This is a genomic window from Streptomyces sp. PTL18 (genome assembly GCF_059510295.1).
Genome location: NZ_JCAJZO010000002.1, coordinates 551516 through 574894, shown reverse-complemented (window position 1 = coordinate 574894; position 23379 = coordinate 551516). Strand labels below are relative to the sequence as shown.

Annotated in this window: 21 protein-coding genes and 1 tRNA gene; 8 read left to right on the top strand and 14 right to left on the bottom strand. The window is 73.1% G+C overall.

Annotated elements, in window-relative coordinates; genetic code table 11:
• Positions 1-3: 3 nt before the first annotated feature.
• The 4 genes from ehuD to AC5WS8_RS06985 all read right to left on the bottom strand — a co-directional run bounded on the left by ehuD (position 4) and on the right by AC5WS8_RS06985 (position 3359).
• Positions 4-654, bottom strand: a complete 651-nt coding sequence (gene ehuD / locus AC5WS8_RS07000) for an ectoine/hydroxyectoine ABC transporter permease subunit EhuD (RefSeq protein ID WP_496102395.1) — start codon at positions 652-654, stop codon at positions 4-6.
• A complete protein-coding gene (gene ehuC / locus AC5WS8_RS06995) occupies positions 651-1349 on the bottom strand; it encodes an ectoine/hydroxyectoine ABC transporter permease subunit EhuC (protein ID WP_496102394.1) in 699 nt (232 codons plus the stop codon). The genes ehuD and ehuC overlap by 4 nt, the downstream gene beginning before the upstream one ends.
• Positions 1346-2263, bottom strand: coding sequence for an ectoine/hydroxyectoine ABC transporter substrate-binding protein EhuB (ehuB, locus tag AC5WS8_RS06990; protein WP_496102393.1), 918 nt, complete (start codon positions 2261-2263; stop codon positions 1346-1348). Before ehuB ends, ehuC begins: the two co-directional genes overlap by 4 nt.
• 136 nt (positions 2264-2399) lie before the next feature.
• Complete coding sequence (locus AC5WS8_RS06985; RefSeq protein WP_496102392.1) at positions 2400-3359, bottom strand: D-2-hydroxyacid dehydrogenase; 960 nt, start codon at positions 3357-3359, stop codon at positions 2400-2402.
• A 244-nt stretch (positions 3360-3603) separates the two neighbouring features.
• Between AC5WS8_RS06985 and AC5WS8_RS06980 the strand changes: the two genes are divergently transcribed.
• Entirely contained in the window at positions 3604-4335 is a 732-nt protein-coding gene (locus tag AC5WS8_RS06980; protein WP_496102391.1) for a maleate cis-trans isomerase family protein, read from the top strand.
• A 93-nt stretch (positions 4336-4428) separates the two neighbouring features.
• On the top strand, positions 4429-5511 hold the full coding sequence (locus AC5WS8_RS06975; RefSeq protein ID WP_496102390.1) for an LLM class flavin-dependent oxidoreductase: 1083 nt from the start codon (positions 4429-4431) through the stop codon (positions 5509-5511).
• 36 nt (positions 5512-5547) lie between these two features.
• Here the strand turns inward: AC5WS8_RS06975 and AC5WS8_RS06970 are convergent, their stop codons facing one another.
• Positions 5548-7515, bottom strand: coding sequence for a putative bifunctional diguanylate cyclase/phosphodiesterase (locus tag AC5WS8_RS06970; protein ID WP_496102389.1), 1968 nt, complete (start codon positions 7513-7515; stop codon positions 5548-5550).
• A gap of 464 nt (positions 7516-7979) precedes the next feature.
• Between AC5WS8_RS06970 and AC5WS8_RS06965 the strand changes: the two genes are divergently transcribed.
• Positions 7980-9317: a M6 family metalloprotease domain-containing protein gene (locus AC5WS8_RS06965; RefSeq protein WP_496102426.1), complete on the top strand. Its 1338-nt coding sequence runs from the start codon at positions 7980-7982 to the stop codon at positions 9315-9317.
• Between the two features lie 389 nt (positions 9318-9706).
• Here AC5WS8_RS06965 and AC5WS8_RS06960 read toward each other — a convergent pair.
• From AC5WS8_RS06960 to AC5WS8_RS06930, 7 genes are all read right to left on the bottom strand, one after another.
• Positions 9707-9780, bottom strand: a tRNA-Lys gene (locus tag AC5WS8_RS06960).
• Positions 9771-10379 (bottom strand): bifunctional DNA primase/polymerase, encoded by a 609-nt coding sequence (locus AC5WS8_RS06955; RefSeq protein WP_496102388.1) that lies wholly within the window; start codon positions 10377-10379, stop codon positions 9771-9773. The genes AC5WS8_RS06960 and AC5WS8_RS06955 overlap by 10 nt, the downstream gene beginning before the upstream one ends.
• A gap of 145 nt (positions 10380-10524) precedes the next feature.
• Entirely contained in the window at positions 10525-10890 is a 366-nt protein-coding gene (locus AC5WS8_RS06950) for a DUF8844 domain-containing protein (RefSeq protein WP_496102387.1), read from the bottom strand.
• A gap of 372 nt (positions 10891-11262) precedes the next feature.
• Positions 11263-12615, bottom strand: coding sequence for an AAA domain-containing protein (locus tag AC5WS8_RS06945; RefSeq protein ID WP_496102386.1), 1353 nt, complete (start codon positions 12613-12615; stop codon positions 11263-11265).
• Positions 12612-14204 (bottom strand): hypothetical protein, encoded by a 1593-nt coding sequence (locus AC5WS8_RS06940; protein ID WP_496102385.1) that lies wholly within the window; start codon positions 14202-14204, stop codon positions 12612-12614. The genes AC5WS8_RS06945 and AC5WS8_RS06940 overlap by 4 nt, the downstream gene beginning before the upstream one ends.
• Positions 14195-15325: a hypothetical protein gene (locus tag AC5WS8_RS06935; RefSeq protein ID WP_496102425.1), complete on the bottom strand. Its 1131-nt coding sequence runs from the start codon at positions 15323-15325 to the stop codon at positions 14195-14197. The genes AC5WS8_RS06940 and AC5WS8_RS06935 overlap by 10 nt, the downstream gene beginning before the upstream one ends.
• Positions 15276-16229: a phosphatase PAP2 family protein gene (locus AC5WS8_RS06930; protein WP_496102384.1), complete on the bottom strand. Its 954-nt coding sequence runs from the start codon at positions 16227-16229 to the stop codon at positions 15276-15278. Before AC5WS8_RS06930 ends, AC5WS8_RS06935 begins: the two co-directional genes overlap by 50 nt.
• A gap of 196 nt (positions 16230-16425) precedes the next feature.
• On the opposite strand from AC5WS8_RS06930, the gene AC5WS8_RS06925 reads away from it, so the two are divergent.
• The gene (locus AC5WS8_RS06925) at positions 16426-17019 is read left to right on the top strand and encodes a histidine phosphatase family protein (protein WP_496102383.1); all 594 of its coding nucleotides are present in this window, start codon (positions 16426-16428) and stop codon (positions 17017-17019) included.
• 354 nt (positions 17020-17373) lie between these two features.
• On the opposite strand, the gene AC5WS8_RS06920 is transcribed toward AC5WS8_RS06925, so the two are convergent.
• On the bottom strand, positions 17374-18837 hold the full coding sequence (locus AC5WS8_RS06920; RefSeq protein ID WP_496102382.1) for an NsdA family TPR-like regulatory protein: 1464 nt from the start codon (positions 18835-18837) through the stop codon (positions 17374-17376).
• A 354-nt stretch (positions 18838-19191) separates the two neighbouring features.
• Here AC5WS8_RS06920 and AC5WS8_RS06915 point away from each other — a divergent pair, with 354 nt between their 5' ends.
• Together AC5WS8_RS06915 and AC5WS8_RS06910 are read left to right on the top strand one after the other, a co-directional pair.
• Positions 19192-19572: a hypothetical protein gene (locus tag AC5WS8_RS06915; RefSeq protein WP_496102424.1), complete on the top strand. Its 381-nt coding sequence runs from the start codon at positions 19192-19194 to the stop codon at positions 19570-19572.
• Between the two features lie 84 nt (positions 19573-19656).
• Positions 19657-20562 carry a spermidine synthase gene (locus tag AC5WS8_RS06910; protein ID WP_496102381.1) on the top strand — a complete coding sequence of 302 codons (906 nt, stop codon included), beginning with the start codon at positions 19657-19659 and terminating at the stop codon, positions 20560-20562.
• Here AC5WS8_RS06910 and AC5WS8_RS06905 read toward each other — a convergent pair.
• Positions 20559-21071: a hypothetical protein gene (locus AC5WS8_RS06905; protein ID WP_496102380.1), complete on the bottom strand. Its 513-nt coding sequence runs from the start codon at positions 21069-21071 to the stop codon at positions 20559-20561. The genes AC5WS8_RS06910 and AC5WS8_RS06905 overlap by 4 nt on opposite strands.
• 131 nt (positions 21072-21202) lie before the next feature.
• On the opposite strand from AC5WS8_RS06905, the gene AC5WS8_RS06900 reads away from it, so the two are divergent.
• Both AC5WS8_RS06900 and AC5WS8_RS06895 read left to right on the top strand, forming a co-directional pair.
• Positions 21203-21907 (top strand): response regulator transcription factor, encoded by a 705-nt coding sequence (locus tag AC5WS8_RS06900; protein WP_496102379.1) that lies wholly within the window; start codon positions 21203-21205, stop codon positions 21905-21907.
• A complete protein-coding gene (locus AC5WS8_RS06895) occupies positions 21904-23301 on the top strand; it encodes a sensor histidine kinase (RefSeq protein WP_496102378.1) in 1398 nt (465 codons plus the stop codon). Before AC5WS8_RS06900 ends, AC5WS8_RS06895 begins: the two co-directional genes overlap by 4 nt.
• The last annotated feature ends 78 nt before the right edge of the window (positions 23302-23379 follow it).

Sequence of the window (23379 nt, the reverse complement as noted above, 5' to 3'; positions counted from 1 at the left end):
GTGTCAGCGGACAAGGCGTCGCTCCAGTGCTCGCAGGAGGAGGGAGGCGGGGTAGGAGATCAGGACGAAGGCCACACCGATCACGGTGAGCGGCTCGGTGAACTGGAAGTGCTGCTGGGAGAAGAGCCGCGCCCGGCCGAGCATCTCGAGGACGGTGATCACCATCAGCATCGGCGTGTCCTTCAGCATCGAGATCACGTAGTTGCCGAGCGCCGGCACGACCCGGCGGATCGCCTGCGGCAGGATCACCGCCGTCCAGACGCGCCGCATCGGCAGGCTCAGCGCGGTGGCCGCCTCCCACTGGCCGGCGGGCACGGCGTCGATACCGGCCCGGTAGACCTGCATGGTGTAGGTCGAGTAGTGCAGGCCGATGGCGACGACACCGGTGGTCAGCGCGGAGAAGGTCAGGCCCCACTCGGGCAGCACGTAGAAGAGGAAGAACAGCTGCACCAGCAGCGGGGTGTCGCGGATGAACTCGGTGACGACCCCCACCGGCCAGCGCACCCACCGGGTCGGTGTGCGCATCAGCAGCGCCCACACCAGACCGACCGTGAACGAGATCAGCGAGCCGAGGGCCAGCGCTTCCAGGGTGACGACCAGGCCGTCGAGGAAGTGCGGCATGAAGGCGCGGACGGCGCCCCAGTCCCAGGTCATCGGACGACACCTCCGACCGGGCGGCGCACGGACACCCGGGGCTGCGGCGCCTTCCCGACCCCGGCCTTGAGCCGGTGCTCGAGGCCCCGCATCAGCCGCGTGACCAGGAAGGCGATCACGAAGTAGATGAGCAGGACGTAGGTGTAGATCTGCGCGCTCTCCTGCAGCGCGAGCCGCACCAGGTTGCCGCTGAACGCCAGGTCGCCCATGCCCATGACCGACACCAGTGCGGTGCCCTTGAGCAGCTCGACCAGCAGGTTCGAGAACGGCGGGATCATCTCGGGCACCGCCTGCGGCAGCAGGATCTTCCGCATCCGCTGCCACGGCGTGAAGCTCAGCGCGATCCCGCCCTCACGCTGCGCGGGATCCACCGAGTTCAGGGCGCCGCGCACGATCTCCGCCCCGTACGCCCCGTACGTCAGGCCCAGCGCCAGGGTGCCCGCCCACATCGGCACCAGCTGCCATCCGAAGGCGAGCGGCAGCACGAAGAACACCCAGAAGATCATGATCAGGGCGGAGGTGCCGCGGAACACCTCGGTGTAGAAGCCGGCGAGGAAGCGGACGATCCATCCGCGGTGGGTGCGCGCGATGCCCACGGCGAAGGAGACGGCCGCCGCGAGCAGGGCGCTGAGGACCAGCAGCTGGACCGTGGTCCAGACCCCTTTGAGTACGAGTTCCCACAGTCCCGAGGTCATCCGCGGCACAGCTCCTTCGCGGTCAGGTCGGTCATCTCGGCCTTGGTGAAACCGAACGGGCGCAGGATCCGGAAGAGCTCGCCGCTCGCCTTCATCTTCTTCAGCTCGGCGTTGAAGGCGTCCCGCAGCCGGGTCTCGGTGGGCCGGAACGCGAAGGCGCCGCCGTCGACGTGCGGTTTGCCCTTGACGAGAGGCTTGAAGGGCTGGGTGGCCTCCGCCTTGCTCGACTTCCTCACGACCTCGCGGACGGTCAGCGCGGTCCCGGCGAAGACGTCGACGCGGCCGGCCTCCACGGCGTTCAGCCCGGCGACCTGGTCGGTGACGATCAGCATCTCGCTCTGCTTGTAACCGGCCTCGACGGCGTACTGGATCTCCGCGTATCCGGTGCCGGTGGCCAGCTTCGCCTTCTTCGCGACGACGTCCTTGTAGTCGTGCAGACCCTTGGGATTGCCCTTGCGCACGATGAACGCGTCGAGCATCTGGTAGTCGGGGTCGGCGAAGATGACCTGCTGGCAGCGTTCCGGGGTGACGTACATCCCGGCGGAGACCACGTCGAACTGCTGGGAGTTCAGACCGGGGATCAGCGAGCCGAACTCGGTCGGAACGGGCTGCACCCGGTCGATGCCGAGCCGTTTGAAGACGACCCTCGCCAGCTCGGGGGCCTCGCCGGTGAGACGGCCGTTCTTGTCGATGTAGCCGAAGGGGATCTCGCCGGCGATGCCGAGGCGCACGACGCCCTGGGCCCGCAGCCGGCTGAGCAGATCGCCGCCGGGTGTGCTCGACGCCGCCGCGACACGGCTGCAGCCGGCCGCGCCCAGCGTGCCGAGGGCCGCGACACCTGCGAGCAGTGACCGGCGGGTCGTTCCGGGCTTGCCCGGGCCGTACGTCCGTGCATTCGTCCGTGGGGGAGCCATGGGCGCGCAGCTACCCGGGATCATGCGATGTATTCGGGCCAGTTCCGGCCCCGATCGTCCGCGGGTGCCCGGGATCCAGGCCGCCGTGACGCCGGACCGGGACGCCGACCAGCGGCGACGGTGACCGGTCGGCGGTTCAGTGGCCGGGTACGTATCCCCGGTTCTTGTCCACCACGTTCACCAGGGGTCTGCCCGCCGCCCAGCGTTCGTACAGCGCCAGGAACTGGGCGCCGAGCTCGTCCTGACGGCCGACCGTGTCACCGCTCATGTGCGGGGACACCAGCAGGTCGGGCACCTGCCACAAGGGGCTGTCCGGGCCGAGCGGTTCGTGCCGGAAGACATCCAGGGCCGCGCCCGCGATCCACCGCTTCCTCAGCGCCTCGGCCAGCGCCTCCTCCACGACGAGCTGTCCGCGCCCCACGTTGATGAACCGGGCCGACGGCTGCATGACGCCGAAGCGGCGGGCGTCGAACATGCCGTACGTCTGCTCGGTCAGCGGCGCCGCCCCGATCACCCAGTCGGCGCGGGCCAGCAACCGGTCCAGGTCGGCCGGCCCGTGGATGCCGGTGCGCGGGACCCGGCCCACGACCGACACGGTCACCTCGAGCCCCTTGAGCGTACGGGCGATCGTCCGCCCGATCGGTCCGGAACCCACCACGCACGCGCGCGTGCCCGCCACCCGCAGCGCGTCGCGGTGCCGCCACTCCCGCTCCCGTTGCAGGTCCCAGGTGCGGGGCAGGTCCTTGGCCAGGGCGAGGACGAGCGCGGCCACGTACTCCGCGACCGGCTGCTCGAAGACGCCGCGCGCGTTCGTCACCACCGTGTCGGACGCGACGAGTTCGGGGCACAGCACATGATCGACTCCCGCACTCGCGATGTGCACCCAGCGCGGACGCGGCCCCTCACCCGGCCAGGCGTCGCGCACCGCACGGGAGGCGACGTCCCACACCAGCAGCACATCGGCGTACGGCAGCCGCGCGGCGAGCGTCGAGGCGTCGACGTGCTCGACCCGCGCCCGTCCGGTGAGCCGGCCGAGCCGGAGGAGCGGGTCCGCGTCCAGCACGAGCACGGTCGGGCCGGGCGTGGAAGCCGTCATACGGAACCGTCCCTTCGAGTCCGGGAGCGGCCGAAACGGCCGGCGGGGCGTCCGACGTGCGCGGATTGACCACGGTCGCACCCCGGCTCCGGGCCGTCAACACGGCCGATGAGGTGACGAGGGGGACGGTTCCGCCCACCTGGGTACCCGCGCCATGGGTCACCGGCACGCTCCGCTCGCCGCGCTCTGCCCGACGTGGCGGCAGCCGGGGACCCGTACCGCCGGACGAACAGGAAGGTTGGGCATGACGGCACTCGGATTCCTCTACCCGGGCCACTTCGCCGAGGACGACTATCCCCGCATCGAGCAGTTGCTGGCCGGTGACATCCGGGTGGATCTCGTGCACACCGATGAGGGTGAGGACGCGCGCCGCCCCGACCTCCTCCGGGAGATGGGCTCGCCGCTGCGGCTCGCCTCGAGCGCCGAGGAGCTGCGGCTCTCCGGCGCCGAAGCGGTGGTGTGGGCGTCCACCAGCGGCAGCTTCCTGCAGGGCTGGGAGGGCGCCCAGGAGCAGATGCGCACCCTCGCGCGCACCGCCGGGATGCCCGCCTCGTCCACCGCGTTCGGTTTCGTGCACGCCGTGCGGGAGATCGGGGCACGGCGGCCGGCCGTCGCGGCGACGTACCCGGACGATGTGGCGCAGGAGTTCGCCTCCTTCCTGAGGGCGGCCGGCTCGGAGGTGGCCGCGGTCCACGGCGCGGACGCCGGAACGGCGGCCGAGGTGGCCGCCTGGGGCGCCGACGAGGTCCTGGCGCTGGCCCGCGCGGGCGACCACGCCGACGCGGACGCGGTCCTGATCCCGGACACCGCGCTCCACACGGCCGCGCACCTGGTGGCCCTGGAGAAGGAACTGGCCAAACCGGTCCTCACGGCCAACCAGGTCACGGTGTGGGAGGCCCTGCGCCTGGTCGACCGCCGGGTGAACGCGCCGGGCCTGGGGACCTTGTTCACCAGGGAGCCGGTGGTGCAGGTGTAGGGGAGGCGGGGGCTGCCGGGGACCCGGGAATAAACGGAGAGCGTCTCCTGTTAGGCGGTCGAGAAACGCGACGCTCACGCGGGAGGAACAGCAGTGGACGAGATCCGAGGCACGGCACAGGGCACCGCCCCCGTCCCCCTGTCCGTACTGGACCTGGTCACCGTCGGCGCGGGCACCACCGCCACCGACGCCCTGCGCACCAGCGTGGCCCTCTCCCGGCTCACCGAGGCCCGCGGCTACCACCGGTACTGGGTGGCCGAGCACCACTCCATGCCGGGCGTGGCCTCCTCCTCGCCCGCGGTGATCCTGGCCCACCTCGCCGCCCACACCGAGCGCATCCGGCTCGGCTCGGGCGGCGTCATGCTGCCCAACCACGCCCCGCTGGTCATCGCCGAGCAGTTCGGCACGCTGGAGGCCATGGCCCCCGGCCGGGTCGACCTGGGCCTCGGCCGCGCCCCCGGCACGGACGGTGCCACGGCCGCCGCGCTGCGCCGCACCGACCGGCTGAACGAGGGCGCCGACGACTTCCCGCAGCAGCTCGCCGAGCTGACCCGGTTCCTCGACGACGACTTCGCCGACGGCCACCCCTACGCCCGTATCCACGCGGTCCCGGGCCCCGTCCAGGCCACCTCCCCGGGCGGTGTGCAGTCCCCGCACCGGCCGCCGATCTGGCTGCTCGGCTCCTCCGGGTTCAGCGCCCGTCTGGCCGGCATGCTCGGCCTGCCGTTCGCGTTCGCCCACCACTTCTCGGCCCAGAACACCATCCCGGCCCTCGACCTCTACCGCGCCTCCTTCCGCCCCTCCGAGGTCCTCGACGCGCCGTACGCCCTCATCGGCGTCTCGGCGCTCGCCACCGACGACGAGAAGGAGGCCCGCCGCCACGTCCGGGCCGCCGCCCTCAACATGCTCCGGCTCCGCAGGGGCCGCCCCGGACTCGTCCCCACACCGCAGGAGGCGGAGCGTCACGAGTTCAGCCCCATGGAGGAGGAGTTCATCGGGTCCTGGACCGCCAATGTGGTGCACGGCACTCCGGACGAGGTCCGCTCCGGCCTGGACGACCTCCAGAAGCGCACGGGCGCCGACGAGTTGATGCTCACGGCCAACGCCCACAGCGGCGAGGTACGCCTGCGGTCCTACGAGCTGGTCGCGAACGCGTACGGGTTGCCGGTGGGGTGAGCGGCCGGTCGGACCGGGGCCCGGCCCCCTCCCGCGTCACGGGTGGCAGCAGCCCTCACCCTGCACCAGTTCCGAGATCCGGTCCGGCGGCACCGGGCGTGAGTACAGCCAGCCCTGTCCGGTGTCGCAGCCGATACGGCGCAGGCGGGTGGCCTGGGCCGAGGTCTCCACGCACTCCGCGGTGACCGTCAGGCCCAGCCGGTGGGCGAGCTGGATCATGGCCTCCACGATGACCTCGTCGGCCGGGTTCGGGTGCGCGTCCGTGCCCTCGTACTGGAAGCCCCGGACGAACGACCCGTCCAGCTTCAGCACGGACACCGGCAGTCGGCTGAGGTAGGCGAGGTTGGAGTATCCGGTGCCGAAGTCGTCGATCGCGATGCGCACCCCCATCTCGCTCAGCGCCTGGAGCGCCTGGAGCGGACGGCCGGCCGAGCCCATGACCGCCGACTCCGTCAGCTCCAACTGGAGCAGATGCGGGGCCAGTCCGGTCTCCGTCAGCGTCTCCGCCACGTCCGCCACCAGGTCGGAGTCCCACACCTGACGCACCGCCACGTTCACACTGACGAAGAGCGGCGGCTCGTCCGGACGCTGGAGCTGCCAGCGGCGTGCCTGCCGGCAGGCGGTCTTCAGCGCCCAGCGCCCGAGCTGGACGATCGAACCGTCCTCCTCCGCCAGTCCGATGAACCGATTCGGCGTCAAGGTGCCGAACTGCGGGTGGTGCCAGCGCACCAGCGCCTCCACCCCGCGCACCCGTCCGTCCTCCATACCGACCAACGGCTGGTACTCCAGGGCGAACTCACCCCGTTCGATGGCCGGCCGCAGCCCCGAGGACAGCGCCTGCCGGGTCATCCGGTGGGCGTTGCGCTCCGGGTCGAACAGCGTCCAGCGCGCCTTGCCGTCGGCCTTCGCCCAGTACAACGTCGTGTCGGCCGCCTGCATGAGGCCGGTCGCGCTCGTACCGGCCGCGTGCCGCTCCACGACGCCGATGGACGCCGACACCGACAGCCGCTGCCCGGACAGGTCGAACGGCTCCTGGATCGCCTTGAGCACCGACTCGGCCAGCTCGGCCAGTTGTTCGGTGCCCGTGGAGTCCTCGACCAGGAGCGCGAACTCGTCGCCGCCCAGCCGGGCCACCAGGGGAGTGGTGGGCCGCCCCTGGCCCGCCTCGTCCGCGCAGCGCGTCAGGCGCTCCGCGACGGCCGCGAGCAGCCGGTCGCCGACGCGGTGGCCGAGGGTGTCGTTGACCGCCTTGAAGCCGTCGAGGTCCAGGTAGCACAGCCCGATCCGGCCGGTGCCGCTCTCCTGGTACGTGTCCGCCTCCAGCGCGGCCGACAGGCGTTCGAAGAACAGGGTCCGGTTGGGCAGCCGGGTCACCGGGTCGTGCATCTGCAAGTGCCGCAGCCTGGCCTGGAGTTCACGGCGGGCGCTGATGTCGGCGACGGAGAGGAGGATCGCCTTCTCGGCCTCGGGCAGTGGTGTCACGGTCACCTGGACCCACAGCGAGTGCCCGTCGGGGTGTTTGACGCGGCGCGTGCAGCGCAGCTTTGCCTGGCGTCCGCGCAGCACTTCGCGGTAGGCATGCCAGGTCCGGGCGTCCGAGGGCAGGTCCAGCAGGTCGGCGGCGACCTTGCCGACCAGTGCCTCCGTGCCCGTGCCGAGCAGGGAACCCATCGTGCCGTTGGCGGTGACGACCAGGCCCTCCCGGTCCACGACCGCCATGGCGAGCGGCGCGGCGGTGAAGGCGGCGCCGAACGCGACGGACCGGGGCACGACGGACGGGGCGAGAGGTGGTGCGTCGACGGGCGCGGCCGCGGAGGAGGCGTCGTCGGGCGGAGTGAGGGCTCGGTCTTCGGGGCTGAAGCGCCGGTCTTCGGAGGTGACGGGTGGGTCGTCGGAAAAAGGTGATGGCTGGGACGTACCGGATGACGTGGTGTCGTAACTCTCTGTGATGGCCGGGCCGACGAGGTCTGCCGCGGGCGCCGGCCCATCGGACGTTCCGCTCACCGCTCGCTCCCGCAGTGCACTCGTTCTTCGTACGGATCTCTTCGGTCTCGTCGGGGTCGACGGCCGCAGGGTGAGCGGCCGTACAAGCCGTGTTCGTGCAGGAAAGTGTGCCGATCATAGAGGCTGACCCGGAGGCCTTCCAGCCGATGCGCAGTGTCCCGCGGCGAGCACGTGTTCTGACAGATCGTTTCTGCCCGTGCCGGAACCCGGTCCATCAGGCCGCCCGGGGCTGTGACGTTCCGTGAGTATTGGGGGCGTCGGCGCATGTCGACCGCCCCCTTGGTGCTCGTGCGCCGTCGCGCGCTCCCGCTCCGCACTGCCCCTCCCGCGGCTGTCGCCCTTCTCTCCGGGCCCATCCCCCGGCTGATGGCCTCTCACCCTTCCGGTGCAGACAAACAGGACGTAGTCATACAAGTAGGACCAGTCTGGGAGTGGAGTTCCGAGAACTGCACCCGGAGGTCGACGTGCCGTGTCCGCTCCCCTTCGCGTGGCTCACCCGCGAGACCCTGAAGGAGCTCGTCCGGGGTGCGTCGCCCGTCCTGCGCAACACGGGGGCCCTCGTCACGTCGATGACCGCGCTCGTCGCGACCTCGCTCGTGACGAGCCCCGCCCTGGCCGAACCCCTGGCCGCGGCCTGCGAGCTCGCCCGCAGCGGGGCCCACCACTCCGAGGGCGTCGACACCTGGAACGCCGCGTACACCCGCCCCACCCGCGCGCTCGACGCGGTCATGATCTTCCTGTCCTTCCCGGGCGCGACCCCGGCGACCACGCCGGCCGAGCTGGCCGGTGACTACTTCCCGGACACCAGCCGCTTCTTCGAACGCGCCTCCTACGGACGGTTCACGCTCCACCCCCATCCGGTGGACCACTGGGTCAGGATGCCGCACCCGGCCACCGCCTACGCCATACGGCGCGACTGGAGCACCGAGAGCCGGGCCGCCTATCTGCGTGACGCGCTCGCCGCGGCCGACAAGGACGTCGACTTCTCGCGGTACGACATCGTGTACCTCGTGGCCGACCCGGACGCGCCCGGAGTCGACTCGGACGCCACGAAGGTGGTCAATCTGGACACCCCGCTGCGGGCCGACGGCAAGGACATTCGCCGGGTGGTCACGGTCTTCGAGAAGCACCCGCCCGACCGGCTCGTCCTCGCCCATGAGACAGGCCATGTGTTCGACCTGCCCGATCTGTACCACCGTCCGGCCGACGGCAAGGGCGACTGGGACACCTACGTCGGCGACTGGGACCTCATGGGCAGCCAGTTCGGACTGGCGCCGGATCTCCTCGCCTGGCACAAGTGGAAGCTGGGGTGGCTGGACGAGCGCCAGGTCGTGTGCGTACGGGCTCAGGGCAGCACACGGCTGACGCTGGAGCCGGTGGCGGCGGGGCCGACCGGGGTGCCACAGGTGCCGGTGGGCGCCGGTGCGGCGGGCGCCCTCGGGCGCGGGGTCGAGGCGTTCGGCTCGGGGCACGGCACCAAGCTGGCGGTGGTGCGGACGGGGCCCGAGAGCGTGCTGGCCATCGAGGCGCGCGGGGCGGTGGGCAACGACAGCGCGGCCTGCACCCAGGGAGTCCTCGTCTACCGGGTGCGCGGCGAGACGGAGTCCGGGGGCGGGCCCGTACAGGTCCTGGACGCCCACCCGCACACCTCGGCCTGCGACGGCACCTCGGTCTACCCACCCTTGGCGGACGCCCCGATCCGGGAGGGCGAGACCTTCACGGTGCCGGGGGAGGGGATCCGGGTGGAGGTGGAGGAGAGAACGGCTTCCGGGGGGTGGACGGTGCGGATCACCAAGGGGTGAGTGGGGTGCGTGGCGCGCCGGAGTGGTCCCGCCGTGGAGCCTGTGGCCGCCTGGGGACGCGTGCGGAGAGCGCCGGCGGGGCGCAGGGCGGATGGCAGCCGCTCCGGCCGCGACCACGGTGCCGTGCGTGCCGGGTGGTGTGTGCGGTTGGGCCGGAGGGGGTGGTGAGGCCTTTGCGGTGCGCGGGGGAGTCGGGCGGAGGCAGGGGTGGCGAGGAGGGGTTCGCGTTTTCCGCGACCACGGTGCCGTGCGTGCCGGGCGGTGCGTGCGGTTGGGCCGGAGGGGGTGTGGGTGGCGAAGCCCCCACAGCGCGCGGCGAAGCCGCGCAGAAACAGAGATGGCGAGGCCGGTTTCGCGCTTTCCGCGAACACGCCTCGCCATCGCCATCGTGCGCCGCCAGGGACTCGAACCCCGGACCCGCTGATTAAGAGTCAGCTGCTCTAACCAACTGAGCTAGCGGCGCCTGCTGACGTCGTAGACCTTAGCATCCTGGTCGGCGGGAGGAAAAATCGATATCCGTACGGGGTCGGAGGCCGTCGCACGGGCGGCCCGGACGGTCGCCCAGAGGACGACCTCCGGCCCGGGCAGCCAGGGCCGACGGGTGTCGGGCGCGACCAGCCAGCGGGAATCGAGCCTGGTGGTGGCGGGGTCGGCGGGGTGAAGGGCAGGCACCGTCACCGCGTCGCCGACCCCGTGGCACAGCAGCGGCGGGGTCTCGGGCGTACGGCCGCCCCACTCCTCCCAGTCGAGCAGCGCCGGCAGCCGCCGGGCCGTGCCGGGGGTCGTGAACAGCAGGGTGCGTCCCCTGTGGACCGCGACGGGCCCGGAACCTGGACCCTCCCCCCAGAGCCGGTCGAGCATCCGCCGCCCGAAGATCGCGGGGGCGTTGACGACGTCGAACGCGGTGCCGCACGGCAGGACGACCGGGGCGGTGGGCCGCTCCGCCCACAGGGCCAGCGTGCTGCGCGGATTCGTTCCCGCCGAGGCGAGCCAGGCGGCGCCCTCGGAGGTGACACCGCAGATGTCGCGACAGGCTTCGATGGACGGTGTTCGACTGCTCATGGGAGCCAGATCTACCGGGCGTGAGCGGTCGGTCTCCGAGGGTCGCGGAAAACGGGGACAGCGGGGGGTGAGAGGGGGTAGGGTGCGGCGGGGCATATGCCGCATGATCATTCGATGCCGTCGGCGTCAGGAGCCGCCGAGCTGGTCAGCCCAGGCTTTCCGGCCCGCTCGAGTCCACCCCGCGGAGCAGATCCTGCCCGAACTCCACCATCTTCTTCGCGTAGTCCTCGGTCCACTCCGCCCGCTCGGCGATCGCCGCCGGTGTCAGCCGGTCGAAGCGGCGCGGGTCGGCGAGCTGGGCCGCGGCGATCGCCTGGTACTCCACCGCCCGGTCCGTGGCCGCGCGAAAGGCCTGTGTGAGCTCCGTGGCCCGGGCCAGCAGGGCCCGCGGGTCGTCGATCGACTCCAGGTCGAAGAAGTGTTCCGGGTCGGAGGCCGCCTCCGCGGGCTCGAAGAGCAAGGGCGCGGGGCGTAGCCGCGGCTCGTTCCGACGCGGCGTGGGCTCCGCCATGTCTTGTCCTCCTCGTACGGTTCGGGTGGCGCCGATTCGGGTGGGCCACCGTCCATTGTCGCGCGCCGACGCAAGGGCGCCGGGAGGTGGGCGGGGCACGCCTCAGCGCGCTCTCCCGCCGCACGTCCCCCGAGTGCCAAGGCCACCGGCGCCCGCGATGTTCCCCGCAGCCCGGTGCCCGTCGGCTCCACGACGTCCTCCCAGGTCACGGCCACCAGGCCGCCCGGTGCTCCGTCGGATGCGCGAGCACCGCGGGGTTCGCCTCCCAGCCGTCCGGGGCGGTGACCATCGGCCGCCTCCGGCGTGCCGGACTCCGTCCGGCGAGTGGGGCGCGGCAGCGCACGTCCGCCGGGCGGGCGCCGGGGGCATCGGTCAGGGCCGCCAGACCACCCGGTGCTCGGACCAGTGATCCCAAGTGGACATCATGGCCTCCCAGCCGTCCGGGAACTTCACCGTCACCCCCAGCTGCACCGGCTCCGTCGACGGATGGTCGTCCAGCAGTTCCGTCACTCCCGCGCGGCACACCACGATGCACGCGTGCCGGTGGCGGGAGGCCAGGACGCAGAGGCGGCCGGTCTCCAGGTGGAACGCCGTCGCGTCCGGGCGGCCCGACAGCGGATGCAGCACCACCGTCACATCGAACTCGCGGCCCTGCAGCCGGTTGGCCGTGTCGACGGTGACGTCCGGCACCCCCAGGTCCGCCAGCGCGGAGCGCACCGCCGCCGCCTGGTCCCGGTGCGCGGTACCGACGGCGATCCGGTCCGCGGTCAGCGGAACCGGATCCTCCGCCCGCTCGGACACCGCCGCCCCGCCCCGGTCGAGGAGCCGCCGTACGACCGTCGCGACCGCCCGCACCGCCTCCGGGTCCGTGCGCGGGGTGTGGCGGGCGGGCAGCTCCAGCAGCCCCCAGCCGGTCTCGGCCGCCTCGTCGATCACCCGGTCCGGCCCGGAGCCGTCCGACGCGACCGCGAAGGCCAGCCGCCGGTCCCCGTGGTCCGTACCGCTGCGGAACGGCGTGTACGGGTAGAACGCGTGCGACACCAGGGGTGCCGCCGACGCCGGCAGCCGCCACGACACCGGAAGCCGGTGCTGCGGCAGCTCCGGGTTGTGGGCCAGCAGGGTCGTCACCGCGGACGCCGACGGGTCGTACGACAGCCCCGCCCACTGCTCCGCGCCGACGATCGCGAACGGGTCCAGCTGACCCGGGTCGCCGACGAACAGCGCCCGCTCGAACAGGCCCGCCACCGCCAGCAGCGCGTCCGAGCGCATCTGGTACGCCTCGTCGACGATCGCGTGCCGCCACGGCTCGACGTCCTTGACGTGGGCCCACTTGGCGGCCGTCGAGATGACGACGTCCAGGCCCGTCAGGTCACCCGCCCTGGCCGACTTGCGGACGTTCGGCAGGTCGTCGAGCGCCTTGTCGTAGGGGTCGGGGTCACTGCTGTGCAACCGCCCGACCGGCAGGTCCGGTTCCTTCTCGGCCAGCCGCAGCACCAGGTCGTCGACCTGCGCGTTGGTCTGCGCGATCACCATCAACGGCCGCCCGGCGGAGGCCAGTTCCAGCGCGGCCCGGACGACCAGCGTCGACTTCCCGGCGCCCGGCGGCGAGTCGACGACGACACCTCTGTGCGGGCCGTGCAGCGTGTCGCGCAGAATGGCCCCGGTGGCCCGGGCGGCCGCGGCCCCCGGGTCGAAGTCCCTGCCCGGCGGGGCGAACACGGTCACAGGACATCCTCCTCGGTCACCGGGTCCGGCTGCGGCAGCGCGTCGGTCTCGCCCGGCGGCCCGCCGTGCGTCCACGGGGTGTCCTCCGCGTCGGGCAGCTTCGCTCCGCCGCGCTGCTCGTGTTCGAAGAGCGTGAAGCACACGTGGTCGCCCTTCTCGGGGACCGACCCGGCCTCCGGCTCCTTGCCGCGGCCCATCCTGTCGACGATCCGCAGCACCACCAGGCCGTCCCCCTCATGGCCCACGAACTCGGCGGCCTGCGGCTTCCCGCCCAGCGACCGGTACACCTTCGTGCGCTCCCCGAGATGCGGCCGGTCCTCGGTCCGTACGGTCACCAGGGGGCGCGGGCCGGGTCGTCTGCCCTCGCTGTACGTCATCACGACCTCGGTGACCTCGCCCGCGAACGCCTCCCCGGCAAGCCGCCGCCCGGCCATGACGAGCGGGTCGTCGAGTGCCTCATGGGCGTCCAGGCGGGCCTGTTCGCGCTCGCGCGTGGCGAGCTTGTTCGCCGCGGTGACCGCGTCGTCGTGGCGTGGCTGCGGCGGCTCTCCGGCGGCCACCCGATCCCGGTGTCCGGTGAAAGACCAGCGGTCGCGCGTCCACCGGTCCACGACATGCGCGCCCTCCGGCAGCGCGCGCAGCAGGTCGAGCCCGTGCCAGACCGCGTCCCAGGTCGGCCGCGTACGGCTCTCCACCAGGGCGCGGATCTCCCGCTCGGCGGCGGTCAGTTCACCGAGGCGGTCGTCCGCCTCCAGGCCGTCCTCGGCGGCGGCGAGCCGGGTGCGGGCGCGGTCGTAGCGCTCGATCGCGGGGGCGAGCAGTTTGTTGTCGAACGCCGGGTCCGTGGCCGGTCCGGCGGGTGGGCACAGCAACTGGCCGTCCGTGTCCCGCGCCAGCTCGGCGTGGAGCGCCGCGTCCGCGCCCGTGCTGCCCTCGGGCGGGTCGATCCAGGCGAGGAGCGCGCCCAGGTGCTGGTCCTCCAGGTTCGACTGCCCGGTCGCCCAGTGCCGCCCGAGCAGGTCGGTGAGCGCGAGCAGCAGGGAGGAGCCGGGGACGCGGGCACGCTCCCCGAAGTGGGTGAGCCAGCGGCCCAGCAGCGGCACGCGCGGGGGTGCCGGGTGCGGCGTCTCCGGGTCCTGTTCGGCGGTGCGGCGGAACCGCATGGAGCGGCCCAGGAGCCGTACGAACTCGATGCCCGCCCGGCTCGGCACGATCAGCTGCGGGGCGTCGGCGCACAGCTCGGTCTCCACCTTGACCCGCTTGCCGGTCTCCGGGTCGGTCTCGGTGCGCTCGGCCGGTTCCACGGCGTCGGCGCAGGCGTCGATGCAGGGCAGGACGAGGTCGGCGAGGTCGGCGAGGAACGCGAACCTGAGGTCGCGGTCGCGGGGCTGCGGCACCACGAGCAGCCGGGGGTCGTCCCGGTCCGTGCCGACGAGCGCGCCGAGCGGCGCCCCGGCCTCACCCGCGGTGACGAGCGGGACGAAGACGAGGGGCCGCTCGGACAGGTGACGGTGCCGGACGGTGGCGGCGGGCCGGGCGCGGCCGGTCCGCACGGCCTCGAGGCGGGCGAGGGCGGTGATCAGGGACATGCGGGGCCCTCCCGCCCGGCGAGTGCCTCCGCCCGCAGCCGCGCCGCCCGGCGCAGGGCCGCCACCGCCGGGTCGTCCGGGTCCCCGGCCGTGCCGTGGGCGGCGGACAGGATGTCGTCCACCGTGGTCAGGCCGCCCAGCTCGGCCCGCAGCGACCGGCCCAGGGCCGCCACGGCGCCCTGCGTCCGGGCGCGGTCACGGCAGTGGAAGGCCAGCTCGCAGGCGGCCAGGCACTCCGGCGCGTACGTCGCCGGGACCGACTCCACCGCGGCCTGAAGCTCCTCCTGCGGGAGGTCCGGCGCGAAACACGTGCCCTCGGGGAGGGCGTCGGCGATCTCCTCGATGCGGGTGAGCCGGGCCAGCTGGCGCCGTGTGACCGCGCGTTGCTTGCGGACGTCGACGGGGGAGGCGGTGGGCAGGTTGGAGAAGTCCTTCGGGCACACCAGCAGGATCCGGTGCCGCACCACGGGAGCGGGGGTGAGGCGCTCCGCGACCTCTTCCAGGGCCAGCACGTAGACGGCGGCCTGCCGGGCCGCCGCCCCCACCTTCGCCGGGTCCGCCGAACCGTCGAGCAGCGGGAAGGACTTGATCTCCACGACCGTCCAGCTGCCGTCCGGGTGCACCACCACCGCGTCCGGCTCCAGGAACGCGGGCGATCCGGCCACGTCGAGGGCGAGCATGGGGTGGTCGAGCAGTGCCCAGCCGCGCGCCTCGGTGGCCTCGCGCAACGCCAGCGCCGTACGCGCCGCGCGCCCCTCCGGGCCGACCGCGGCCAGGTCCGGAACGAGGACCTGAGCGGGGGCGCCGGCGGCCGGGTCCAGCTTCTCGCGCACCAGGCGCAGCAGCTCCGCGCCGCCGTCCGCCTTGACCCGGGCCTCGAACGCGTTGCCCCGGATGAAGGCGAACTGCGACTGGCCGAACGCCGACGGCGCGCCCAGCGCGCCCGCCAGCGCCGCCTTGTCCACCCCGGCGCCGTCCAGCAGCGCACGCCGCCGGCACCCGGGGTTCGCGGCGAGCGCGGCAAGGGCGCGCGCGTCCAGCGCCCTGGGCGGTACGGACGGCCCGCGCAGCTCAGCGAGCCGCTGCCGCAGCGCCGTCCCCCGCGTCCGCGGGAGCGGCACCCGGCCCGGCTCCCGGCCCGGGGCGGGAGAGGGGCTGTCGGGGAATTCGCTCACCCGCCGAAGTCTGGCATCCGGCACCGACAATTGAGGAACCTGCGGCCGACGAGGGCTCCGCGACCGGTGCGAACCGCGCGCGCAGCCAGGCCCTGACCGCGTCCGCCGCCCGCATCACCGGTCGGCTCAGCAGGAGGCCGACGCCCATGACGGCGACGCCCGCGACCGCGTCGAGGAGGTAGTGGTTCGCCGTCCCGATCACGACGAACGTGGTTCCGAGCGGGTACACGACCGCCGCCGCCCTCGCCCAGCGCGAGCGGCCGTGCCGCCACAGCATCACTCCGCACCACAGCGCCCAGCCGACGTGCAGGCTCGGCATCGCCGCGTACTGGTTCGTCATGCCGCCCAGGCCCCGCGGCGCGCTCGCCTGGGCGCCCCACCAGCCGTAGGAGCTGTAGTGCGCCATCGTGTCGACGAACCCGTGGCCCGCGGAGAGCAGTCGCGGAGGGCAGGTGGGCATCAGGGTGAAGCCGATCAGACCGATGAACGTGGACGTCATCAGCCAGGTGCGGATCGCCCGGTAGTGCTCCGCGCGGCGTCTGAAGATCCACACCAGGATCGCCGGGGTGACCAGGTAGTGCAGCGACGCGTACCAGAAGTCGGCGGGTATGCCGAGCCATGCCTCACGGGTGAGGAGACGGTTCAGCGGATGCTCGGTGCTGATGTGGAGCAGCTTCTCCAGGCGCAGGATCGCCAGACCGTGGTCGACGGCCCCGGCGACATCGCCCCGCGCGAGCAGCCGGCCCGCGGAGTACGAGGCGTACACCGCCAGGATCAGGGGCAGTTCGGTCCACCAGCGCAGCCGGGTCAGCGGGCTCACCCCGGTGCCTGGTGTCTCGGCCTGCGGCATCCGATTCGCCCTCCCCCTTCTTCTGCTCCTGGTCGCGGCTCCCGGCGGTCCGGTCGTGCCACCTTACGGTGTGGGCGCTCGCGCTCGAGGGGCACCCCGGCCCTCAAAGACGCAGAGATCGCCCCGCGGGTTGCCCGGGGCGGGTTGGGCGATGATGGAGTGACGTCGTCGCTCATTCCTCCCGGAAAGGTCTCTCATGGCACCGCGCATCCTGCTGGCCCGGCACGGACAGACGGAGTGGTCGCTGTCCGGCAAGCACACCGGCAGGACCGACGTGCCGCTGCTGGAGGAGGGGCGGCGGGGCGCCAAGCTGCTCGGGGAGCGGCTGCACCGGGCGCCGTTCGAGGGGCTGCCCGGGGCCGAGGTCCGCACCAGTCCGCTGGGACGCGCGCGGGAGACCTGCGAACTCGCCGGGTTCGGCGAGCGGGCGAGCACCTGGGACGCGCTCATGGAATGGGATTACGGGGCGTACGAGGGGATGACGCCGGCCGAGATCCAGGAGATCCGGCCGGGCTGGTTCATCTGGCGCGACGGCGTGCCCGCGGGGGAGAGCTTGGCGGAGGTCTCCGCGCGCGCGGACGAGGTCGTGGCCTGGGCGCGGTCGGAGGACCGGGATGTGCTGGTGTTCGCGCACGGGCACATCCTGCGGTCCATCGGGGCGCGGTGGCTGGGGCTGCCGCTGGTGTTCGCGGGGCGGATCCGGCTGAACCCGACGTCGCTCTCGGTGCTGGGGTGGGCTTACGGGGAACCGGCGATCGAGTCGTGGAACGACGTGGGGCACTTGGCCTGAGCGACGGCAGTCGTGCCTCCCCAGTGCCTGAGGGGGTTCCTGCGCCATGCCGCCCGGGTCGCGCGGCCTCGCCCGCACCCCCCGAGATCTCCGAGCGGGGCCCCACGCCGCGTTACCGAAAAGCCCTGGTAACCCCTCCTCCGCGCTCTCGGCTCGCTCGATCGGCAGGGACCCCATCAAGGGCTCTCCGGCGGCCTTGTGACGCACGGCACCAAGATCACGCGACGCGACCTGATCGGACGCCCCTGGTACAAGAGCCCCTCGACGGCCTGGGGGACCCCCGGGCGGCACGGGTGGGCGCAGCTTCACCCGTGCCGCCGGGTCGGGCCCCCGGGTGCCCGCAGCCACTGCCGCTCACGCACTGCGCGGCAGCGACGCGTGCCGGTCCAGGAACGCCGACACCCCCGACGCCCGCCGGTGCGGCAGCAGTACTCTCGCCGTGCCCGCCAGCATCGTCAGCACGCGCGAGGACTGGACCTGGTCCAAGAGGTCCAGCACGCGCTGACCGGCGTGCGCCGCCTCGTCGGGACGACCCCCGCGGGCCAGGTCGTCGGCCAGTTCGGCCGTGTACAGGGCGATGTTCCGGGTGAAGTGCGGATCCTGGAGCCGTGCCGCGCGCCGTGCGTGCCGGGCCGCCCGCGCCCAGTCGCCCAGTGCCGACCAGCACTGCGCCTCCAGGCCCTCCAGTTCGGCCTCGCCGTAGAAGGTCATCCACTCGGGGTCCGGGTCCGACGGCCCCCGTTCGAAGAGCGCCTGCGCCCGCGCGAGCGCCTGTTCGCAGCCCGCCCGGTCCGCGAGTCCCGCCCAGCCGCCCGCCTCCCTGAGGGCGAGCAGCGACATCAGCCGGTGCGAACCGAGCGGGCGCGCGACACGCTGGGCCGCCTGCGCCGCCCGTACGGCCTCCCGCGGCCGGCCCGCGTCGCGCGCGAGGAACGCCGTGTTGCAGAACGCGTGTGCCTCCAGGCCCGGGTCCCCGGCCATCCGGGCCGTCGCCAGCGCCTCCGCGTAGTGCGAGCGTGCGTCGTCGAAACGCCCGGAGTCGTGCGCCAGCCATCCCACCGAGATGGCCAGTTCACCCGCGCCCGAGTACAGCCGGTCGGCGACCGTCTGCCGGGTGGTGCCCGCGTCGAGCAGCGCGTACGCGGCGCGCAGCGGGGCCGCCGCGCGCCGGTACAGGCCGTCCGCGCCGTGCCGGTCGTCGAGCAGGCGGATCTTGCGTACGGCCTCGTCGAGCGCGCTCGCCTCCGACGAACCCGCACGGTGGACAGGGCGTTCGGCGGCCGCCGCCGGGTCGCCGAAGGTGAGCCCGAAGGGGCCCAGGGAGGCGGCGGCCACCGTCACGGTGCCGCCGGTCATGAATGCGCGACGCAGCACGTCGCTCTCCTCGTGGTTCTGTGCGTCGTACGCGTGCGTGCCGTACGACTCGTGCGACTCGTAGGTGTCTGGTGTGTCATACGTCCCGTACGCCCTCCGGTGCTCATCGCAGGCGTACGGACGGCGGGTGGTGCGTGCGGAGGGTGCCTCCTCGGCGGTGCGCGCCCCTCGGCCGCGGACCGCGGAGCGGGGTGCGAACCCCAGGTCCGCGAGCGTGCGCCCGGGGAACATGTGTAGGAACACACGTTCGTAGGCGTAGTTGGGACAACGGATCTCGCCTGCCTCCACGCGTCCGATGTACCGGGCGTCACAGCTGACCCGCTCGCCGATCTCGCGAGCTGCGCGCCGTACCGCCGCGGCGAACTCGCCCGGCGAGCGTGATCCGCGCAGCTGCCGGAAGGCGAGGTTCGGCCGCGGTGGCCTGGGGGTCTGGGACGAGGTCATGGCCGGGCCCTCTCGTGCGAACCGTCGAACCATGCCGGATTGGGGGTGGCTTGTCCGTGTGGTGCCAGTTGGTTCCCTGCGTCCGGCGGTGCAAGAACGTACCTTCCTCGCGGGTGTGGTCATGCGAGGTTTGGCTACAAACCGGATATCTCATACGGGATCTGCCATGAACTGCCATCCTTTGCGGCAGTGTTGTGCCGTTGCCGTTGACGCGCCCGAACGTTGAAACCTGCGGACCGGGAGCCGCCCGAACTCCCGACCCAACTCACCGTCGAGGAGGGTTCCGTTGTGGATGCCGGGACGCAGACCCCGCACAGCACCGAGTTCCGCACACGGCCGCAGGCCGTCCGCACCGTGCAGGCCCCCGCGTGCGCCGCACCGCCGCACGGTGCCCCCGATCTCGTGACCGTGCCCGCCCGGCAGGGGCTCGAGGCGGTCGACATCCTCCGCCGCGGCGCGGGAGACTGCGTCGGGCCGGTCCTGCACGACGACGACTGCGACACCCTCGGCTTCCTCGTACCGCCCGGCACGGCGGAAGCGTGGGACGTCCCCGGCAGCACGTGCACGAAGACCGACGGGCGCGGCATCAGCCTGGTCGCCCCGCTGCCCCCGGTCGAGGGCACCGGCTGGCTCCTGCCGCCCGGCGAGGCGGAACCGGCCACGGACCCCGTGGTCCTGCGCGCGGCCCTGGGCGAGGCGGCCCGCCTGATCGAGGCCGCCGACAACTGTCGGTGAGTCTCCGCCTACTCCCCGGGTCGAGCGGCGTCCTCCCGGAAGAGCGGGTGGGCCGCCCACGCGCCGCCCCCCGATAATGGCGGGATGGGCAGGTCACGGAACGCGCGGCGCGGGCAGAAGGCCGAGGTCGTCGTCGAGCCGGTGGACGGCGGACTCGCCCAGCTGATACCCGACCCGGACCGGGCGCGCGCCTGGACCCTCCTCATCGACGGTGCCCCGCAGTCGCACGTCGACCTCGACGACCCGCGGTATCTGTCCTTCGAGTACCAGCGTCGGCTCGGCCACGTCATCGACCTGGTCGCCCCGCCCGGCCGTCCCGTGCACGCCGTGCACCTCGGCGGCGGCGCGTTCACCCTCGCCCGCTACACGGCCGTCACCCGCCCCCGCTCCACCCAGCAGATCGTGGAGCGTGACGCGGCGCTCGTCCAACTCGTGCGCCGGGTTCTGCCGTTGGACCTGAGCGCCCGGATCCGGGTGCGCTCCACCGACGCCCGGGAAGGGCTCGCCAAGGTGCCGGACGGCTGGGCGGACCTGGTCATCGTGGACGTGTTCAGCGGCGCGCGCACCCCGGCGCACCTGACGTCGGTCGAGTTCCTCACCGAGGTCCGCCGGGCGCTGAAGGACGGCGGTGTGTACGCGGCCAACCTCGCCGACGGCCCTCCGCTCGCTCATCTGCGCGGCCAGATCTCCACGGCGGCGGCCGTCTTCCCCGACCTCGCACTGGTGGCCGATCCGGCCGTCCTGCGCGGAAAGCGCTTCGGCAACGCGGTCCTGGTCGCCTGCGCCCATCCGCTCCCGGTCGCCGAACTGACCCGGCGCGCCGCCTCGGACCCGCACCCCGCGCGCGTGGAGCACGGCAAGGCGCTGAGCGACTTCACGGGCGGCGCGGCGGCGGTTACGGACGCGGCGGCGGTCGCGTCCCCCGCGCCCCCGCCGTCGGTCTTCCGCCGAACCCGGACCGCCTCCCCGGAAAGCGGCTGGGGGCCCTAGTAGTTCCCGATCTCCACATGGGGCGGACCGTCGTGCCAGGTGCAGAACACCGACACCCGGTCGGCGCCGGAGGTGAACTCCACGCGGATCCAGGTCTCCGTCTTCCAGACCTGCATCGACCAGCCGGTGCCGGGGGTGGCCGACACCAGCGTCGCGGAGGTGGCGCCGAGGTCGAAGACCACGCGACCGCCGGCGGTGTCGTAGCTCCTGACCTGACCGGAGGCAGTGGTGGAGGGGCTGGGCCCGGTGGCCCGGGTCTTGGGAGGCGCCGGCCTCGGGCTGCTCGTGCTCGGTGTCGGCGACGGACTCCTCGACGGGGAGGGCCGCTGCGTCGAGGGAGGCAGCGGCCTCGACCCCTGCGTCGTCGCGCCGCCCGCGGTGACGGGCAGGGCGCGCGGCGGGTCGTACGCGGTGCCCGCCAGCACCGTGTGGACGCCCCACCACGACAGCGTGGCCGCCGCTCCGGTGGTCAGCGTCCACGCCAGTACGTGCAGAAGTCCCCTCAACATCCCGGCCATACTGCCCCACCGGCCCCACGGATGTCTCACGGGTCGCCCACAGTCGGGTTTCTCCCGTTGCGCCGCCGGGAGTTGTCCACAGGCCCCGAACGGCTCAGCCCGCATGGCGTACGGTGCCGCCCATGGCAAGTGTGCTCGTGGTCGAGGACGACCAGTTCGTACGCTCGGCGCTCATCAGGCATCTGACGGAGGCCGGACATACCGTGCGCAGTGTCGGCACCGCGCTGGAGGCGCTGCGCGAGGTCGCGCACGTCCCCTTCGACGTGGTCATCCTCGACCTCGGCCTGCCCGATCTGGACGGCTCCGAGGCGCTGAAGATGCTGCGCGGCATCACGGACGTGCCGGTCATCATCGCCACGGCACGCGACGACGAGGCGGAGGTCGTCCGTCTGCTCAACGCGGGCGCGGACGACTATCTGACCAAGCCGTTCTCGGTCGAGCACCTGTCGGCACGGATCGCGGCGGTGCTGCGCCGCACCCGTACGGCCGCCGCCGACCCCGCGTCCCCGACCGTCATACGGGTCGGCGGCCTCGCCATCGACCCGCTGCGCCGCCACGCGGAACTGGACGGTGTGCCCCTGGACCTGACGCGCCGTGAGTTCGACCTGCTCGCCTTCCTCGCCGGCCGGCCCGGCGTCGTCGTACCGCGCAGGGAACTGCTCGCCGAGGTCTGGCGGCAGTCGTACGGCGACGACCAGACCATCGACGTCCATCTCTCCTGGCTGAGGCGGAAGTTGGGCGAGACGGCCGCGCGGCCCCGCTATCTGCACACCCTGCGGGGAGTCGGTGTGAAACTGGAGCCGCCTCACACGGAGCCGCAGCCATGAGGTGGGCACTGGTCAAGGTGTGTCTGGCGGTGACCACGATGGTGGTCGTCGCCTTCGCGGTCCCGCTCGGGATGGTCGTCAAGGAGATGGCACGCGACCGGGCCTTCTCGAACGCCGAGCGGCAGGCCGCCGCGATCGCGCCCGCACTGTCCATCACCACCGACCGGGACCAGCTGGAGCGGGTCGTCGCCTCGGCGGGCTCCGACGACGGGATCGCCGTGCACATCCCCGCGGGGGACGGCACGAAAGCGGTCGACATCGGCCGCCGGCGCGCCGCCGATGACGACATCGCGGCCACCCGCCGGCTGGGCCGGGCCTCCACCACCGAGGTCCCGGGCGGCTCCACGCTGCTCCAGCCCACCGCACTCAGCTCCGGTGCGATAGCCGTGATCGAGGTCTATGTGCCCGAGTCCGAGGTGACGCACGGCGTCGGGACGGCCTGGGCGGTGCTCGCCGCGGTCGGCGTCGCGCTGATCGTCGGCTCGGTGGCGGTCGCCGACCGGCTCGGCGTGCGGATGGTGCGGCCCGCGCGGCGCCTGGCCGAGGGCGCGCACGACCTGGGGGAGGGGCAGCTCGGCGCGCGTGTCCGGGAGGAAGGGCCCGACGAACTGCGCGCGGCGGCGGTCGCGTTCAACTCGATGGCCGACCAGGTCGTGCAACTCCTCGCGAACGAGCGGGAGCTGGCCGCCGACCTGTCGCACCGCCTGCGGACGCCGCTGACCGTGCTGCGGCTGAACGCGGCCTCGCTCGGCGACGGGCAGGCCGCCGAGCAGACCCGCCAGGCGGTGGCGCAACTGGAGCGGGAGGTGGACACGATCATCCGTACGGCACGCGAGGCCAAGCCGCAGACCGTGGTGCCCGGACCGGGCACCGGGTGCGACGCGGGGGAGGTGGTGCGCGAGCGCATGGGGTTCTGGTCGGCGCTCGCGGAGGACGAGGGCCGCAAGTGGAGGGTGGCCGGGGCCGACCGTCCGGTCCGCATACCCGTCCCCCGGCCCGACCTCGCCGCCGCGCTGGACGCCCTGCTCGGGAACGTCTTCCGGCACACCCCTGAGGGCACCGCGTTCGCGGTCGACGTGCACAACGCCGAGGACGCGGTGATCGTGCTGGTGTCCGACGCCGGGCCCGGCATACCCGACCCGGAGGCGGCGATGGCCCGTGGCCGGGGTTCGGGCAGCGACGGCTCCACGGGCCTCGGTCTGGACATCGTGCGCCGGCTCGCCGAGTCGACCGGCGGAGACGTACGGATCGGCTCCTCGGTGCTGGGCGGCACGGAGGTGCGGATCTGGTTCCAGCTGGACGGACGGGCTCCGACACGGCGGGGGCACCGCGTACGCCGCAGACGTCCACGCCTATTGGTCTCTACCTTTAATCGCCCCCGATCCCTTCCTTAAGCGCACCCTAAGATCCTCAACGCCGGTCCGGATGGCGCGGTTTGCCCGATTCCGGCTCGCTAGCGTGCTGCCGCATTC

Coding starts and splice junctions, on each gene's coding strand:
- AC5WS8_RS06930 (WP_496102384.1), bottom strand. CDS start 16,229: ATGCCGCAGGCCGAGACACCAGGCACCGGGGTGAGCCCGCTGACCCGG.
- AC5WS8_RS06900 (WP_496102379.1), top strand. CDS start 21,203: ATGGCAAGTGTGCTCGTGGTCGAGGACGACCAGTTCGTACGCTCGGCG.
- AC5WS8_RS06980 (WP_496102391.1), top strand. CDS start 3,604: ATGACGGCACTCGGATTCCTCTACCCGGGCCACTTCGCCGAGGACGAC.
- AC5WS8_RS06920 (WP_496102382.1), bottom strand. CDS start 18,837: ATGACCTCGTCCCAGACCCCCAGGCCACCGCGGCCGAACCTCGCCTTC.
- ehuB (WP_496102393.1), bottom strand. CDS start 2,263: ATGGCTCCCCCACGGACGAATGCACGGACGTACGGCCCGGGCAAGCCC.
- AC5WS8_RS06955 (WP_496102388.1), bottom strand. CDS start 10,379: ATGAGCAGTCGAACACCGTCCATCGAAGCCTGTCGCGACATCTGCGGT.
- AC5WS8_RS06950 (WP_496102387.1), bottom strand. CDS start 10,890: ATGGCGGAGCCCACGCCGCGTCGGAACGAGCCGCGGCTACGCCCCGCG.
- AC5WS8_RS06895 (WP_496102378.1), top strand. CDS start 21,904: ATGAGGTGGGCACTGGTCAAGGTGTGTCTGGCGGTGACCACGATGGTG.
- AC5WS8_RS06940 (WP_496102385.1), bottom strand. CDS start 14,204: ATGTCCCTGATCACCGCCCTCGCCCGCCTCGAGGCCGTGCGGACCGGC.
- ehuD (WP_496102395.1), bottom strand. CDS start 654: ATGACCTGGGACTGGGGCGCCGTCCGCGCCTTCATGCCGCACTTCCTC.
- AC5WS8_RS06925 (WP_496102383.1), top strand. CDS start 16,426: ATGGCACCGCGCATCCTGCTGGCCCGGCACGGACAGACGGAGTGGTCG.
- AC5WS8_RS06905 (WP_496102380.1), bottom strand. CDS start 21,071: ATGTTGAGGGGACTTCTGCACGTACTGGCGTGGACGCTGACCACCGGA.
- ehuC (WP_496102394.1), bottom strand. CDS start 1,349: ATGACCTCGGGACTGTGGGAACTCGTACTCAAAGGGGTCTGGACCACG.
- AC5WS8_RS06985 (WP_496102392.1), bottom strand. CDS start 3,359: ATGACGGCTTCCACGCCCGGCCCGACCGTGCTCGTGCTGGACGCGGAC.
- AC5WS8_RS06910 (WP_496102381.1), top strand. CDS start 19,657: ATGGGCAGGTCACGGAACGCGCGGCGCGGGCAGAAGGCCGAGGTCGTC.